Below are 13592 nucleotides of genomic sequence, written 5' to 3'. Positions count from 1 at the left end.
CTCTATCGGGAGAGGCCTATGGCGACAATGCCGGTCATCGGCCGGCGGCCTGACATCACGTTGCTCGTTTCGGATGTCGCGGACTCCGCCAAGAACCTGGACAACCACAAGGATCCCTCGAAACAGCCGGTCGTCTTCTCAAAAGGCGCCGCCTCGGTAATCGGCCCGGGCGCGGCGGTGGAATACATTCCTGCATGTGTGTGCCGCTTCACATTTTGTACGTGAAACGATGCTACCATTGATTTGAAAGTCCCTTTTATTTTTTGGCCGACGTCTGCGTTTTTTTTAAGCAGCCTTCCAGGGGCGCGTAATGAGTAGTCGTGATCGGGTCTGCGACCGTATGGTCATTCTGCACCACCGTGTCTGTTCGCTCAATTCTCAACTTGCAGAGCTTCGAAACCTTAGCACTCGGGTGCAAAAGGCGATGGAAAGAAGCAACGGCAAACGCTCAAGAGTCCCATGTGTTGGGGCCGTGCGGCGTCGAACTCGGAGATAAATGCGCGTTGAGAACCATGAGCCATAGCTCGGCCATGTGACCGCAACCCGCCGAAGGGAGGCTCTCTGCCAGAGGTCTGCTCTGGGGCCAAAAGCGCCATTCTAGTTGCCTGCTGGTCAGTTCAGGTCTGCGCCGATAGGCGCAGATTTGGAAGCCGGCCATGGGCATTCGCGTGGGGTTGATCCTTGGGGTGGTCCAATCGCGTACCGCTCTATTTCCATGTGTGCTATCTGTTGGGTAGCAAAACGGTAGCAGGAAGAGCGGATCATGACTGACGATCAGGTCAATCTTGTCGTTCAGCACCTTTGCGAGCATTTGCACTTGGCACTCCGATTGAAGGGCAGCGAGGCGCATCCACCAAACGCCAAGGATATTGGATTCGATCCTGCCTCCGTAAGAACCGTGTTCCTGACCGGGTTGCGTTCGGCGGGGGTCACGATCCATGCCGAGGCGGCCGGGCCGAGCGAAGAACCGCCGTGGTCCTAAAGGCAAAACGGGGGACACCCTAGACAGCCGACGCTTGGACGAGCATCGAGTTGGGCAGCGTCGGGCCAGACGCTGCCGTCGTGAACTTACGAAACACTCTTCGGCAGCTCCCGTTGCGCCTGGCCGATAATTGGCCGACTACGGGCCGGGTCGATGGCGGCGCTGATTGAAGCGTGCCGCTTTTCATCCGCTTGCAATGCTGCGTCTGGACGATTGCCGCATTCCCATCAACCGTCGCCTGGGAGCGCGGAGCGTAGAGGGCGGCATACCCAACCTTCTCCGCGATGTCGTCGAGGCTGAGCCGAGTTGCGGCAGCATTCGATTTGAGTGATGGGGCGATCACCTCGGACTGGCCGAGCCCACCGTTGCGGCTCTATCCGGTGCAGGTCAGGGCCGCGGAAATTTGGATCGAGGCGCAGAGGCGACATCCGCGTCGATGATGACATCATGCCCCTGTTTTGCCCGACGTGTCAAAAGCATCTGTGACATGGACTTGTTTTCTCAGGAAATTGTCCTTTGGAAACAAGGGCCTTCTACTGTGCATGGGGTTGTTTTCGCATTTATTGGTTCAGTGCTCGGCGGCAGCGTCGACCAGCAACGCCTTGAGAATAGTGGCTGCTTGGCCACATGCCATAATTGCCGATCTCGGGGATCATGCCGCCAAGAATGTTGAACATGGTCCTGAGACGGTGTCTCAGAGACGTACCCCGGTTGTGGCAAACGCTTGCGCGACTGGCTCCTGGACTCGATCCAAGATCACCATCCCTGCAATCGCGATCACCGTTGCCGCGACGCAGCCAAGAAGAAAAGCCCTCATCCGCAGCCTCCCTCGATCGAAACGTCAAGCTGTTATACGATACCGCTTGGCGCGAGCAAACTCGTCGATCGTATCAAGCCAGAAGCCGCCTACGGGCTCTTGAACATCGCATCGACGGAAAGTGCATCACCCATCAAGCCGAGGGACTGAAGTGCGGCGCGATTCCTGTCGATTTCCACTATCGCAAGAAGAAGCGCAAGCACGGCGGCAACGAGGATCAGGAAGGGCGAGGCGTCTCGGGAATCGGGATCTTGCGATCCATCAAGCGCGCGCAAAGCGCGCAGTCGCGCCAGCATCTGCAGAAATGGCCGGGTTCGCCTCTGCATGCCGTCATCCTTGACGTGGCCGCCAGAGATTAGTCTTGGGATCACCGGCATTCAAGCAGGAGGCGCAACGCCAGCCCGCTGCGACGCACACGGTCGGAACGGAATGCAGTGTCAGCCCGTTTAGTACGCACATTCGGAGGATCCAACGTGAAATTGCTGACAACGATTTTGTGCTTTGCAGCACTCTGCCTCTTCGAGCGCGCCTCCGCTGAACCTCCACAAACCAATTCATCTGCGGCGCCAACCCGGCCCGAGGAGAAGGGCCAACCACAACCGCAAGGCTGGACGGGTCCAATCAATACGGGTTCGGGTGGTGCGCCCGCCGAAAGTCCCCAAGGTCAGAGTCCGCCTGGAATGCAGCCCGCGCCTGAAGGGTCGTCCAAGAGCACGACGGCACCAGCCAAGTAAATGGGTTCGGATTTTCATCTCCGTGGGCTTCTGGCAATCTTCAGGCCGTGAACGTGACCAGAGCCGGTGACGGATGATGAGGTTACCTTTCTGCACGGGCGGCGCCGCAGCCCTGTGGGCCATCTTCGCCCTATCATTCGCGCACGCCGACATGGTGGGACATGGCGGCCCCGTACGGGCGCTCGCCATTTCCCCCGATGGCGAGGGCCTCCTGTCCGGCAGCTTCGACACAGCGGCCATCCGCTGGTCCCTGAAGACCGATACGGCAGAGCAAGTGCTGCGGTATCACGCTGACGCCGTCAATGCGGTCGCCTTTCTGAAGGACGGCCGCATGGTCACAGCGGGCGCCGATGCACGAATTGCAGTGTGGATGCCGGGCCGGCAGCAGCCGGACCGGGTGTTTGAAGGACACCGAGGTCCAATCGTGGCGCTTGCGGTTTCTCCTGATGGAGCGCTTCTCGCATCGGCTTCATGGGATCGGACCGTGCGGCTCTGGTCCCTATCGGACGGCGCGTCGCGCGTGCTCGAAGGTCATTCGCAGAACGTCAACGGTGTCGCTTTCACGCCGGACGGCAAGTCGCTTCTCAGCGTCGGCTATGATCTCACCTTGCGCATCTGGCATTTGCCGGACGGCCAACCTGAAGTCGTGACGTTGCCGGCGCCGCTCAACGTCGTTGCTGCGGCGCCGGACGGTGAAATCGTCACGGGCGCGGTCGACGGCACGCTGCGGATACTGACCACAGACGGCAAGCCGAGCGGCGAGGTCGCGGCCGGTCCCACGCCGGTGGTGGCCTTGACGATATCGGGAGACGGGATGTTGATCGCCGCGGCCGGCATCGGCGGCACGGTTGCGATCATCGACCGCAAGTCGCGCAGTCTGCTGCGAACGCTGGTCGTGTCCGGCTTGCCGGTATGGTCGATCGCCTTCCTTCCGGATCGAGAAAAAACACTCATGACGGGTGGCGCGGACGGCAGGATCAGGCGCTGGAATGCGCGCACCGGCGATCCCATTGGTTCGAACCTCTCGGGAACGCCGGCGGATCCGCTCGCCGCCTATGCCGGCGATCGTGGCGCCGATGTATTTCGGGCCTGTGTGGCCTGTCACACCCTGTCGGACAAGGATGTTCAGCGTGCGGGGCCGACGCTTGCCGGACTATACGGTCGCAAGATCGCTTCGCTGCCGGGCTATCGCTTCTCCGACGCGCTGAAGAGTATGGACATCGTCTGGACGCCGGAGACGGTCGCACGATTGTTCGAGGTTGGACCGAATGCCTATACCCCCGGCACCAAAATGCCGGAGCAGCGCATCGGCTCGGCCGAGGACCGCCGTGCGTTGACGGACTTCTTGGGCCGCGCAACGTCGCAATAATTGCCCCTTCCGACCCTGCGAAGTTGGCCGCTTCGCCTAATCCTTGCCATCGCGTTGGCGTAGATAGTCATCCGTCGTTCGCGGCGGCGTTCGTTCCGGAACGCCCTTGAACGGGTCGAATTGCTGTTCGCTCATGACGATGACGCGGCAGTCTGCGCACATCCTAAGTGCTGCGACCCGCTTGTCGCCGGCCGGATACATCCAGTGCCTGCCCTCGAGCTTGGCTGCGATGCGGTCGATCGTGCTCTTGACGCCGAAGGCCGTGCCGCAGCGGACGCAGAGTGCGGGCTCCTCTTCCTTGATAGTCACGGCGGAGGCGCGTGCCGCGCGGAAATCGATCTGCGGCTTGAGGCTGATGACTTTCTCCGGACAGGTGCTCTGGCACAGGCCGCATTGCACGCAGGCGTCCTCGACGAACTTGAGCACTGGCCGCTCGGGATCGTCGCGAAGCGCGCCGGTCGGGCAGGCCGAGACGCAAGACAGGCATAGGGTACAGCCGCTGGTATCGACGCTGATTGCGCCGATCGGCGCACCCTTGGGCAGGGCGATCACGTCGACCGGCGTCGGCGCCAGCCGATGCAACTCGCTCAGGGCGAACCGCAAAAGGTCGCGCCGCTTGCCGACGGTCTTGAAGGTCGCGGGCGTCGCGACGGCCGCGAGTGTGCCGATAGCAGCCAAATGCTCGCCGAGCGCGTCGGGATCATCCGTTTGGATGGTCGCGAGGCGGCGGCCCTCAAAGCCGAGGCCGCCAAGGATCGCTTCAGCCATGCCGATCGTCTGTGACAGTCCGGTGACATCGTGGCGTGGTCTTGCGCGGAGCAGGAATCGTATGGCCGATACGCCATAGGCAAAGGCCCCGACGATCGCCTCCAGCCCGACTTGCGTGAGTTCGTTGACGGCAAAGGGGAGCACGTTTGCCGGCAGGCCATCGCCATGCCGCGCCAAGGCATCGATCAATGGCGTGCCGTGCGGGCTATCATGAAAGAGCAGCACCGCATTCGTGCCACCGGCCTTGTGGTAAGCCAGCAGCATGGCACGAATTCTCTGAAGCTGCGTATCGGCGGGCGGGAGCGTATAAGATGCCGCGCCGGTCGGGCAGGCGGCGGCGCATTGGCCGCAGCCCGCGCAGATGTTCGGATCAATTGCGACATGATCGCCGACAGGCGTGATCGCTCCAGTCGGGCAGAGATCGAGGCAGCGCCGGCACCCCGTGCGCTTCGAACGCGAATGGGCGCAAAGAGCGGGCGTGACGTCGACATATTTCGGCTTGTCGAAGCTGCCGACGAGGTCTCGCGCGGTCAGCACGGCGCGAAGCACGGCGGTGGGATCGCTCGGATCGGCGCGCAGATAGCCGTCGCGTAACGCGTGGGCAGGAAACAATGGCATCCCACCGGAAATGTCGAGCACGATATCGCAGCGCGAGGTGACCCCGCTTCGCGGTGCGTCCAGTACGAAGCGATCGCGCGAAGACGGGCGGGGGCGCGCGTAATCGTCGATCGCAAGCTCGAAGGCGCCGAAATGTCCCTTTGCTGAGCGGATCGTGCCCTTCACGATCGGGAAGACCGTTGCAGCGGGCGGCACGATCTCGTCGAGCTGCTTCAGCATCACCGTCACGTCGAGGTGATCGGCAAGCAGGCGGCCGGCCTCGATCGCGGCCTCATCGCGTCCGTAGATCAGAACCACGCCCTCGCTCGACAAAGTGACGAGCGGATAGTCCGGCGCTGGGATGGAGGCGGAAGCGAGCAGGGCAGCCATTTTCGCGCCGGCGCGCGCGCCATCTCGCGACCAGCCGGCCGTTTCGCGGATGTTGACGAAGCTGATCGCATCAGGCCGCTCGCCGGCCTCATCAGTGAACTGCGCGGCCTGCTGCGTGCAGGCGACCGTCAGTGCGCCGCCAGCGGCCGCTGCGCTGCGGAAGTGATCGAGCTCGGCGCCGCAGAGATGATGAAAGCTTTTGATTTCGCAGTTGGGACATCCGCGCTGAATCGTGGCCGCGTCGAGACGCATCGTGTCTTCGCACGAGCAGATCAGGACCGTCTTGGATGGCTGCTCCAGGTTAACCCCTCCGCCAATCCGGCACCGACGACGGACTCGCGCCGGCCCTTCGCCTCGTATAGAACTTATCCATCGGGAAGAAAAGGAAAGCGGAGGACGGCCTGCCGTCGATCCCAGTCAGCCATGTTTCCCTGGCGGAACCGATTCATCTGCCGCCGCCGTTCACATTGGTGCGGCTGCGCGAGAGTGGCGACGCTTTTGCCCACGCATGCCGCATTGCACCGGAGAGCGGCGCCGGAACACTCGTCTATGTCGGCCGCTTTGATCTGGCGGAGTTCGCCGTGGTGCTGGAGCCAGCCGAGCCCTTACGTACGGCGCGGCGCGCGTTCTACGCCGGCATGATCGCGCTCACCGATGCCTTGCGTGCCTACGCACCGCCGAGCAAGCCGATCACGATCGGCTGGCCCGACGCCGTCAGGATCGATGGGGGGCTGGTCGGCGGTGGGCGGATGGGATGGCCTCCTGAGGCTGACGAGGACGCGTCGCCACCATGGATGGTTTTCGGCGCGATGATCCGGACGGTTGCCATGAACGAGGACGAGCGGGGTGTTCACCCGCTCGCTTCGGCGCTCGACCAGGAAGGCTTTGGCGAGGCTGGTGCGGTGCAGATCACGGAGAGCTTTGCCCGGCACCTGATGCTCGCATTCGATGACTGGCAGGCGAGCGGTTTTGAAGGCGTGGCGCGAGAATATCTTTCCCGCATGCCCCGCGAACGGCAGACCGTTCTGCGCATCGACGATCGCGGCGATCTCCTCACGCGCCGGATTGGGGCGGGCGAGATCGAGCGTGGCGATCTCGTGCAGGCGCTCGCGGCTCCATCCTGGCTCGACCCGGCACTCGGAGGGCCGCGGCTGTGAAGCTTCTGCGTACCATCGCGCTCGATCCCTCCGATACCTTCGTGTTCGACGTGGCGGCGGAGCCGGGGGAATGGGCCGTCTCCGGTGCTTTCCGCTTCTGGGATTGCGATGCTGCGAAGCTCGAGGGCAAGGCGCGCGCGGCGTTTCGCGGCGGGTTCCTCGGGGTGCAATCCTGGGGCTGGTCGACGCTGGCGCAGATCGTTCCGGCGACCGAGGACGATCACCGCAGCCTGATCGATCTCCTTGCCAGGCAACTTATCGATCGTCTCGGTGCGCCGGACATGGCCACAGCGATGACGGCCGCGGAAGAAGAGGTGGCGTTCTCGCAGTCGCTGTGCAGTCATCCGATCAGCTCCCTTATTGCAGTGCACCGGGCTTCAAGCGACGGCGAAGTCCGCGAGTCCTTTCGCCGACTAAAGCTCCGCGAAGGGCAGGGGCACAGCAAGGCGTTCTCGTTCATGGAAGTGGAGGACGACGTCCAGCCTGACGGCGATGTCAGGCTTGCGGATCTGGGCCGGGAGCCGACCGTCAGATGAATGATTTCTGGATCGCCTGCGGCCATCATCTGCTCGATCGCGACGAGGGCGGTGGGCTGTGCGTCACCGACGAATTCCTCAAGGCCTATTTTGCCCGTCCCGAGCTGATGCCGCCCGACGATGCGTGTCCGGTCGAACGCCGGTTGCATCGCGAGCTGCTCGCCGATCCGCGTCAGGGGGTCGGCGGCGACGAAATTGCCGGAATTTCCGATACCGACGCCCGGGAGAACTGGCGGTTCGTGCTGGCCTTTCGCGATCTCCTGTTGCGGCATCCGACGCTCGAAGCGGCCTATCTTGCATCGCTGCGATCAGGCGCGAACGACCTGCCGCCGCTGTTCGTCAACCAGCTGGTACATGTCATCCTGCGCAACGCGCTCGATGGCTGCGACGACCCGTTTGTGCTCCGCGCCGCCGAGCTATTCTTCCGGGTTCAGCGGATCCTGCCGCATGAGCACGCCCTGCTGCTCGGCGACGAGGAGATCGTCGGCGGCCGGAGCCCGACCCCGGTGCTCTCCCTGATGTCGATGCTGGGCGCCACCAACGAGGCGATGTGCGATGTATTGAGCGAAGAGAATGTCGAGACCTATTGGCAGCGCAGCGACCAGTTCGACATGGCCCTCGACCTCACGGCCGGTGGGCGCGGACCAACTGCGCTGGCACAAGCGATGACGCGCTGGGTGTCTCATCTGCTCGGCATCGAGGTCACGATCGAGCCGCTGCGCACGTTGCAGGACGCAAAGCTCACCTGGTATGTCGGGCTCGATGCCGAGGCCACCAGGCTTGGCGACCGTCTGTGGCACGGCGAAGAAGTCGACGAGCGCGACGCCGACCGGGTGCTTGCACTGTTCCGGCTGATTTTTGCGGATTCGAGCCGCGCGCACGACGACCTCCGGGACGAGCCCGTCTACCTGATCCTGTCGATGACGGCGGATCAGAAGCTCCGGATGAAGCCACAAAATCTGCTGACCGGCCTGCCGGTGAAGCGCCTGGAGATGTTCACATGAGCCCCGCGGCATCGCCACTCGCATCCATCTCTGTCGGCGTCGTCGTCGAGCGGCGCAAGGCTGCCTCGCCTTGGGTTGACTTCGTCTGGCGCGGAATTGCTGTCCTGCCGGATGAGCCGGCGACACAACCCTGGACCGTGCTTCGCGAGCAGGATGGCACGACCCTGTTCTATGCCGGAAGCGCGACCGTGGATCTCTATCCGTCCGAGACGGCGCGCTATCGCGATAATCTCGCCTCCGGCAATCCGAGCATCTGGACTGTGCTGTCGCCCTCGGAAGGCGCCTGGCCCTATGCCGTCACTGCGGTTACCGCAGACCCCGCGGAGGGCGAGGGCTTTACCGAAGCCGCCGATAATCTGGTCGAGGCCGTGCCGATGCCGGAGATGCTGCGGGAAGTAATTGAAAGGTTCGTGGTCGAGCACCATGTCGAGCGGGAGTTCGTCAAGCGCAAGCGGCGCCGCGCTGATCCGGAGGCGCTGGCGCGGCGCGAACATGAAGGCGGACAGGAATGACTGAGGAGGAATTCCTTGCACGTTGGTCCCGCCGCAAGCGCGAGGCGCAAGCGGAGCCGGCGGAGCCTGCCCGGGCGCAGCCCACGCCGCAGTCTGCGGCCAAGCACGATGAGAGCGAGTTCGATCTCTCGAGCCTGCCGTCGATCGACGAGATCAACGCTGCGACCGACATCACCGCCTTTCTGCGCAAGGGTATTCCCCAGGAGTTGAGCCGTGCGGCTCTTCGCCGCGCGTGGACGACCGACCCCGCCATTCGCGACTTCGTCGGGCTTGCGGAGAACGCATGGGACTTCAACGACCCGACCGCGATGCCGGGTTTTGGCCCGCTGGATTGCTCGTCGGAACAACTGGCGGCGCTCGTCGATCGCATCATCGGCGGCGTGCGTGAGGCGGTGCAGTCTCTCCCCGAGCCGTCGATTGAAGCAGCGGATTCCTCGGCGGCGGAATTGGATCAAGCCGATGCGGCGGGCGCGTCGGATATTGTCGGGACAGCAGGCGCCACGGAACGTCCGGCAACCTCTGTTGCGGTGCAACCATCAGTGGCGGAGAGATCTGCGGATTTCGCTGAGCCCATCAGGCACCGTATTCACGGTGGTGCACTGCCGCGCGAGCAGCACGACTAAAGGCTATAGGTTCGGGCTATGGACGGATGATTGACCATCCGTGGAACCGGGACTACGATTTCGTTAGAACACTGTTACAAAAGCAGTAATCAAGCAGACGGGACTCGGATGGGAGGTCCACGTGCGGGATGACGGGCTTGATCGCGCAATCGATGCCGCAGGCGGCATTGCTCAGCTTGCGCGCAAAATCGGCATCAGCCAGCCTTCGGTCTCAAACTGGACCCGGGTACCCGCACAACGGGTGGTTGCAGTCGAAACGGCCACCGGTATTCCACGCAACGATTTGCGGCCCGATCTCTACAGCGAAGAAGCCGTCCCAGCGGGGCTCATCGACCCCGTCGATGCTGCGCGCGCGCAGGAATACGCGTTGCTAGCAACCTTGCTGTCCGCGCCGCCGTCGAAACGACTGCTCGAGCAGCTCTCGGCATTGAGTGGTGACGCGACGCCGCTCGGCCGCGCGCATGCGGCGCTCGCCGACGTCGCCTCAAGCGCAGTCGCAGCTAAGGTCGAGCGCGAATATTTCGATTTGTTCGTGGGGCTCGGTCGCGGCGAATTGCTGCCTTACGCCTCGTACTATCTCACCGGCTTCCTCAACGAACGGCCGCTGTCGCGCCTGCGCGGCGACCTGACGATGCTCGGCGTCGAGCGCGTTGCCAACAATTCCGAACCTGAGGACCACGCCGCTATCATTTGCGAGATCATGTCGGGCCTTGCCGGCGGGCACTTCGGTGCCTCGCCAGAGGCACAGCGCGCCTTCTTCGAGAAACATGTGTCGCCGTGGATGAGGCGACTATTCGCAGACATCGAGAGCGCCGGGAACGCCGATTTCTACCGGGCGGTCGGCGCGCTCGGTCGCACCTTTATCGAGATCGAGACGGAAGCATTCACATTCGCCAACTGACCGGCGTGCGCAGGTCCAGGAGAGATGCGATGAGTGAAGACAAGAAGACCACAGTGGGACGCCGCGACTTCCTGCGCAAGGTCAGCATCGGCACGGTCGGTGTCGGTGCGACACTCGCGACACCGTTGGTCGGGTCGGCGCAGGCCGACGGTGAGACCAACGATGAGAAGCGCAAGGCGCGCTACCAGGAGTCCGACCACGTCAAGGCGTTTTACCGCGTCAATCGTTATCCGGCCAAGGGAGGCTGACCGTGCTGATCAAGCGAACACACCAGCATTCCCCTGGCCACGGCTCCGTTGTCGCGTCCCTTGCGGGCCAGGCCGGCGGTCTCGACCGCCGCAGCTTCTTGCGCAAATCCGGTCTGGCCGGCGGTGCGCTTGCCGCGCTCGGCGCCCTGCCGGTCGGCAGCGTGCGCAAAACAGAGGCAGCAATGGCTGGTCCGCTCACCGCAGGCGCAACCATCCGCAAGAACATCTGCACACATTGCTCCGTTGGATGCACGGTGACGGCCGAGGTCTTGAACGGCGTATGGATCGGCCAGGAGCCGAGCTGGGATTCGCCGATCAATCGCGGCTCGCATTGTGCCAAGGGCGCCTCGGTGCGCGAACTCGTACACAGCGAGCGGCGGCTGCGCTATCCGATGAAGCTGGTAAATGGGCAGTGGACCCGCGTCTCCTGGGATACCGCGATCAATGAGATCGGAGACAAGCTTCAAGCTGTACGCGAGAAGTCGGGCCCCGATTCCGTCTATTGGCTCGGCTCGGCCAAGATGACCAACGAAGGCGCCTATCTGTTCCGCAAGCTCGGTGCGTTCTGGGGGACCAACAATACCGATCATCAGGCTCGCATCTGCCATTCGACTACCGTGACCGGCGTCGCCAATACCTGGGGCTACGGCGCGATGACCAACAGCTACAATGATATTCGCAACGCAAAGACACAGGTCATCTTGGGCGGCAATCCAGCCGAAGCGCATCCCGTGTCGCTGCAACATCTGCTCGAGGGCAAGGAGCTGCAAAAGGCCAACTTTATCGTCATCGATCCGCGCCTGACGCGTACGGCGGCCCACGCGACGGAATATGTGCGGATGCGCCCGGGCACCGACATTCCGGTGCTCTACGGCATGATGTGGCACATTCTCCAGAATGGCTGGGAGGACAAGGAATTCATCCAGCAGCGCGTTTACGGTTTCGACGACATCAAGAAAGAAGTTGAGAAGTGGCCTCCGGAAGAAGTCGAGCGCGTCACCGGCATTCCCGGCGAGCAGCTCAAGCGCGTCGCCAAGATGTTCGCCACGGAGAAGCCGGCAACCCTCATCTGGGCCATGGGCCAGACCCAGAAGACCGTCGGCACCGCCAACGTCCGCGCGAGTTGCATTGCCCTCCTGATGACCGGCAATGTCGGGAAAGCCGGCGCGGGCGCCAACATCTTCCGTGGCCATGACAACGTGCAGGGCGCGACCGATGTCGGGCTCGATATCGTCACGCTGCCGTTCTATTACGGCCTCGCCGAAGGCGCCTGGAAGCATTGGTCGCGGGTTTGGGAGGTCGACTATGATTTCCTGAAGTCCCGCTTCGACTCCAAGCAGATCATGGAAACCCCCGGCATTCCGCTGACCCGCTGGTTCGAGGCAGTGACATTGCCCAAGGATCAGGTCGCTCAGAAAGACAATGTGAAGGCGGTGTTCGTACAGGGACACGCCTCCAACAGCATCACCCGCATTCCTGAGTCCCTGAATGGTCTGAAGGCTCTCGAGCTGCTCGTCATTGGCGACCCGCATCCGACGACCTGGGCCTCGCTCTCCGTCGAGGCGGGCCGCAAGGATGGCGTCTACATTCTGCCGGTCGCTACGCAATTCGAATGCAAGGGATCGCGCGTCGCCTCCAACCGCTCGCTGCAATGGGGCGAGCAGATCGTGAAGCCGATCTTTGAATCGAAGGATGATCTCGAGGTCATCTATCTGATGGCGAAGAAGCTTGGCTTCGCTGACCAGATGTTCAAGAAGATCAAGGTCGAAAACAATCTTCCTGAAGCCGAGGATGTGCTGCGCGAGATGAACCGCGGCAGCTGGTCGACTGGCTATTGCGGGCAATCGCCCGAGCGCCTCAAGGCGCACATGAAGAACCAGGCCAAGTTCGACATGCTGAGCATGCGGGCACCGAAGGACGATCCCGAGGTCGGCGGCGACTATTATGGTCTGCCCTGGCCGTGCTGGGGATCGCCTGAGGTCAAGCATCCCGGCACGCCACTGCTCTACAACACCAATTTGAATGTGATGGACGGCGGTGGCACGTTCCGGCCGCGGTTCGGCGTCGAGCGCGAGGAGAAGCTGCCGGACGGCACGACGCGGAAGGTGAGCTTGCTCGCGGACGGCTCGTACTCGTTGGGGTCGGGAATTCAGGACGGCTATCCGGAGTTCACGCTGGCGAGCTTGAAGAAGCTCGGTTGGGACACCGAGCTCACCGAAGCGGAAATGGCCGTGATCAACAAGATCAATCCGGCCAATCCGGACACGGTGTCGTGGGCGCTCGACCTGTCGGGAGGCATCCAGCGCGTGGCGCTGGCGCATGGCTGCGTTCCCTACGGCAACGGCAAGGCGCGCATGAATGCCTTCGGCTTGCCCGATCCTATCCCTGTTCACCGCGAGCCGATCTACACGCCGCGCGTCGACCTCGTCGCTAAATATCCGACGCTGCCCGACGCCAAGCAGTTCCGGATGCCGAATATCGGTTTTTCCGTGCAGAAGGCAGCGGTGGAGAAGGGAATTGCAAAGCAGTTCCCACTCATCCTGTCGTCCGGTCGTCTGGTCGAATATGAGGGCGGCGGCGAGGAGACGCGCACCAACCCGTGGCTTGCCGAATTGCAGCAAGACATGTTCATTGAGATCAACCCTGCCGATGCCGCCGAGCGCGGCGTCAAGGACGGTGGCTGGGTGTGGGTCACGGGTGCAGAGAACAATTCCAGGGCGAAGATGAAAGCGCTCGTTACCGAGCGCGTCGGCAAGGGCGTCGCCTGGATGCCATTCCACTTCGGCGGTTGGTTCGCGGGCAAGGATCTTCGCGGCAATTACCCGAAGGGCACCGACCCGATCGTGCTCGGCGAAAGCGCCAACACGATCACTACGTACGGATACGACCCCGCCACGGGCATGCAGGAGCCCAAGGTCACTCTCTGCCAGATCGCGGCGGTTTAGGGAGTAACG

General features: G+C 62.9%; 13 protein-coding genes. 12 read left to right on the top strand and 1 reads right to left on the bottom strand.

Features of this window, described 5'->3' with window-relative positions:
- Window positions 1-18 precede the first annotated feature (18 nt).
- From IVA98_RS14365 to IVA98_RS14350, 4 genes are all read left to right on the top strand, one after another.
- Window positions 19-225 (top strand): hypothetical protein, encoded by a 207-nt coding sequence (locus IVA98_RS14365; RefSeq protein ID WP_247305941.1) that lies wholly within the window; start codon window positions 19-21, stop codon window positions 223-225.
- A 538-nt stretch (window positions 226-763) separates the two neighbouring features.
- On the top strand, window positions 764-982 hold the full coding sequence (locus IVA98_RS14360) for a hypothetical protein (RefSeq protein ID WP_247305939.1): 219 nt from the start codon (window positions 764-766) through the stop codon (window positions 980-982).
- Window positions 983-1765: 783 nt separating this feature from the next.
- Window positions 1766-2158 (top strand): hypothetical protein, encoded by a 393-nt coding sequence (locus IVA98_RS14355; RefSeq protein ID WP_247305936.1) that lies wholly within the window; start codon window positions 1766-1768, stop codon window positions 2156-2158.
- A 451-nt stretch (window positions 2159-2609) separates the two neighbouring features.
- On the top strand, window positions 2610-3902 hold the full coding sequence (locus IVA98_RS14350; RefSeq protein WP_247355136.1) for a WD40 repeat domain-containing c-type cytochrome: 1293 nt from the start codon (window positions 2610-2612) through the stop codon (window positions 3900-3902).
- A 36-nt stretch (window positions 3903-3938) separates the two neighbouring features.
- Here the strand turns inward: IVA98_RS14350 and IVA98_RS14345 are convergent, their stop codons facing one another.
- A complete protein-coding gene (locus IVA98_RS14345; RefSeq protein WP_247305931.1) occupies window positions 3939-5909 on the bottom strand; it encodes a 4Fe-4S binding protein in 1971 nt (656 codons plus the stop codon).
- Window positions 5910-6127: 218 nt separating this feature from the next.
- Here IVA98_RS14345 and IVA98_RS14340 point away from each other — a divergent pair, with 218 nt between their 5' ends.
- From IVA98_RS14340 to IVA98_RS14305, 8 genes are all read left to right on the top strand, one after another.
- A complete protein-coding gene (locus IVA98_RS14340; RefSeq protein ID WP_247306274.1) occupies window positions 6128-6814 on the top strand; it encodes a biotin/lipoate--protein ligase family protein in 687 nt (228 codons plus the stop codon).
- Complete coding sequence (locus IVA98_RS14335) at window positions 6811-7350, top strand: DUF6505 family protein (RefSeq protein WP_247305929.1); 540 nt, start codon at window positions 6811-6813, stop codon at window positions 7348-7350. Before IVA98_RS14340 ends, IVA98_RS14335 begins: the two co-directional genes overlap by 4 nt.
- Window positions 7347-8354, top strand: coding sequence for a DUF6352 family protein (locus IVA98_RS14330; RefSeq protein ID WP_247305926.1), 1008 nt, complete (start codon window positions 7347-7349; stop codon window positions 8352-8354). The genes IVA98_RS14335 and IVA98_RS14330 overlap by 4 nt, the downstream gene beginning before the upstream one ends.
- Entirely contained in the window at window positions 8351-8866 is a 516-nt protein-coding gene (locus IVA98_RS14325; RefSeq protein WP_247305923.1) for a DUF3305 domain-containing protein, read from the top strand. The genes IVA98_RS14330 and IVA98_RS14325 overlap by 4 nt, the downstream gene beginning before the upstream one ends.
- The gene (locus IVA98_RS14320; protein WP_247305921.1) at window positions 8863-9489 is read left to right on the top strand and encodes a DUF3306 domain-containing protein; all 627 of its coding nucleotides are present in this window, start codon (window positions 8863-8865) and stop codon (window positions 9487-9489) included. The genes IVA98_RS14325 and IVA98_RS14320 overlap by 4 nt, the downstream gene beginning before the upstream one ends.
- A 121-nt stretch (window positions 9490-9610) precedes the next feature.
- Window positions 9611-10390, top strand: a complete 780-nt coding sequence (locus IVA98_RS14315) for a molecular chaperone TorD family protein (protein ID WP_247305917.1) — start codon at window positions 9611-9613, stop codon at window positions 10388-10390.
- A 29-nt stretch (window positions 10391-10419) separates the two neighbouring features.
- On the top strand, window positions 10420-10638 hold the full coding sequence (locus IVA98_RS14310) for a twin-arginine translocation signal domain-containing protein (RefSeq protein ID WP_247278119.1): 219 nt from the start codon (window positions 10420-10422) through the stop codon (window positions 10636-10638).
- A 2-nt stretch (window positions 10639-10640) separates the two neighbouring features.
- The gene (locus tag IVA98_RS14305) at window positions 10641-13583 is read left to right on the top strand and encodes a formate dehydrogenase subunit alpha (RefSeq protein WP_247305914.1); all 2943 of its coding nucleotides are present in this window, start codon (window positions 10641-10643) and stop codon (window positions 13581-13583) included.
- The last annotated feature ends 9 nt before the right edge of the window (window positions 13584-13592 follow it).

The sequence above is a fragment of the Bradyrhizobium sp. 160 genome (assembly GCF_023073735.1).
Lineage (GTDB): Bacteria > Pseudomonadota > Alphaproteobacteria > Rhizobiales > Xanthobacteraceae > Bradyrhizobium.
The sequence above is the reverse complement of the archived record's forward strand: the minus strand, read 5'-3'. Positions and strand labels throughout refer to the sequence as shown.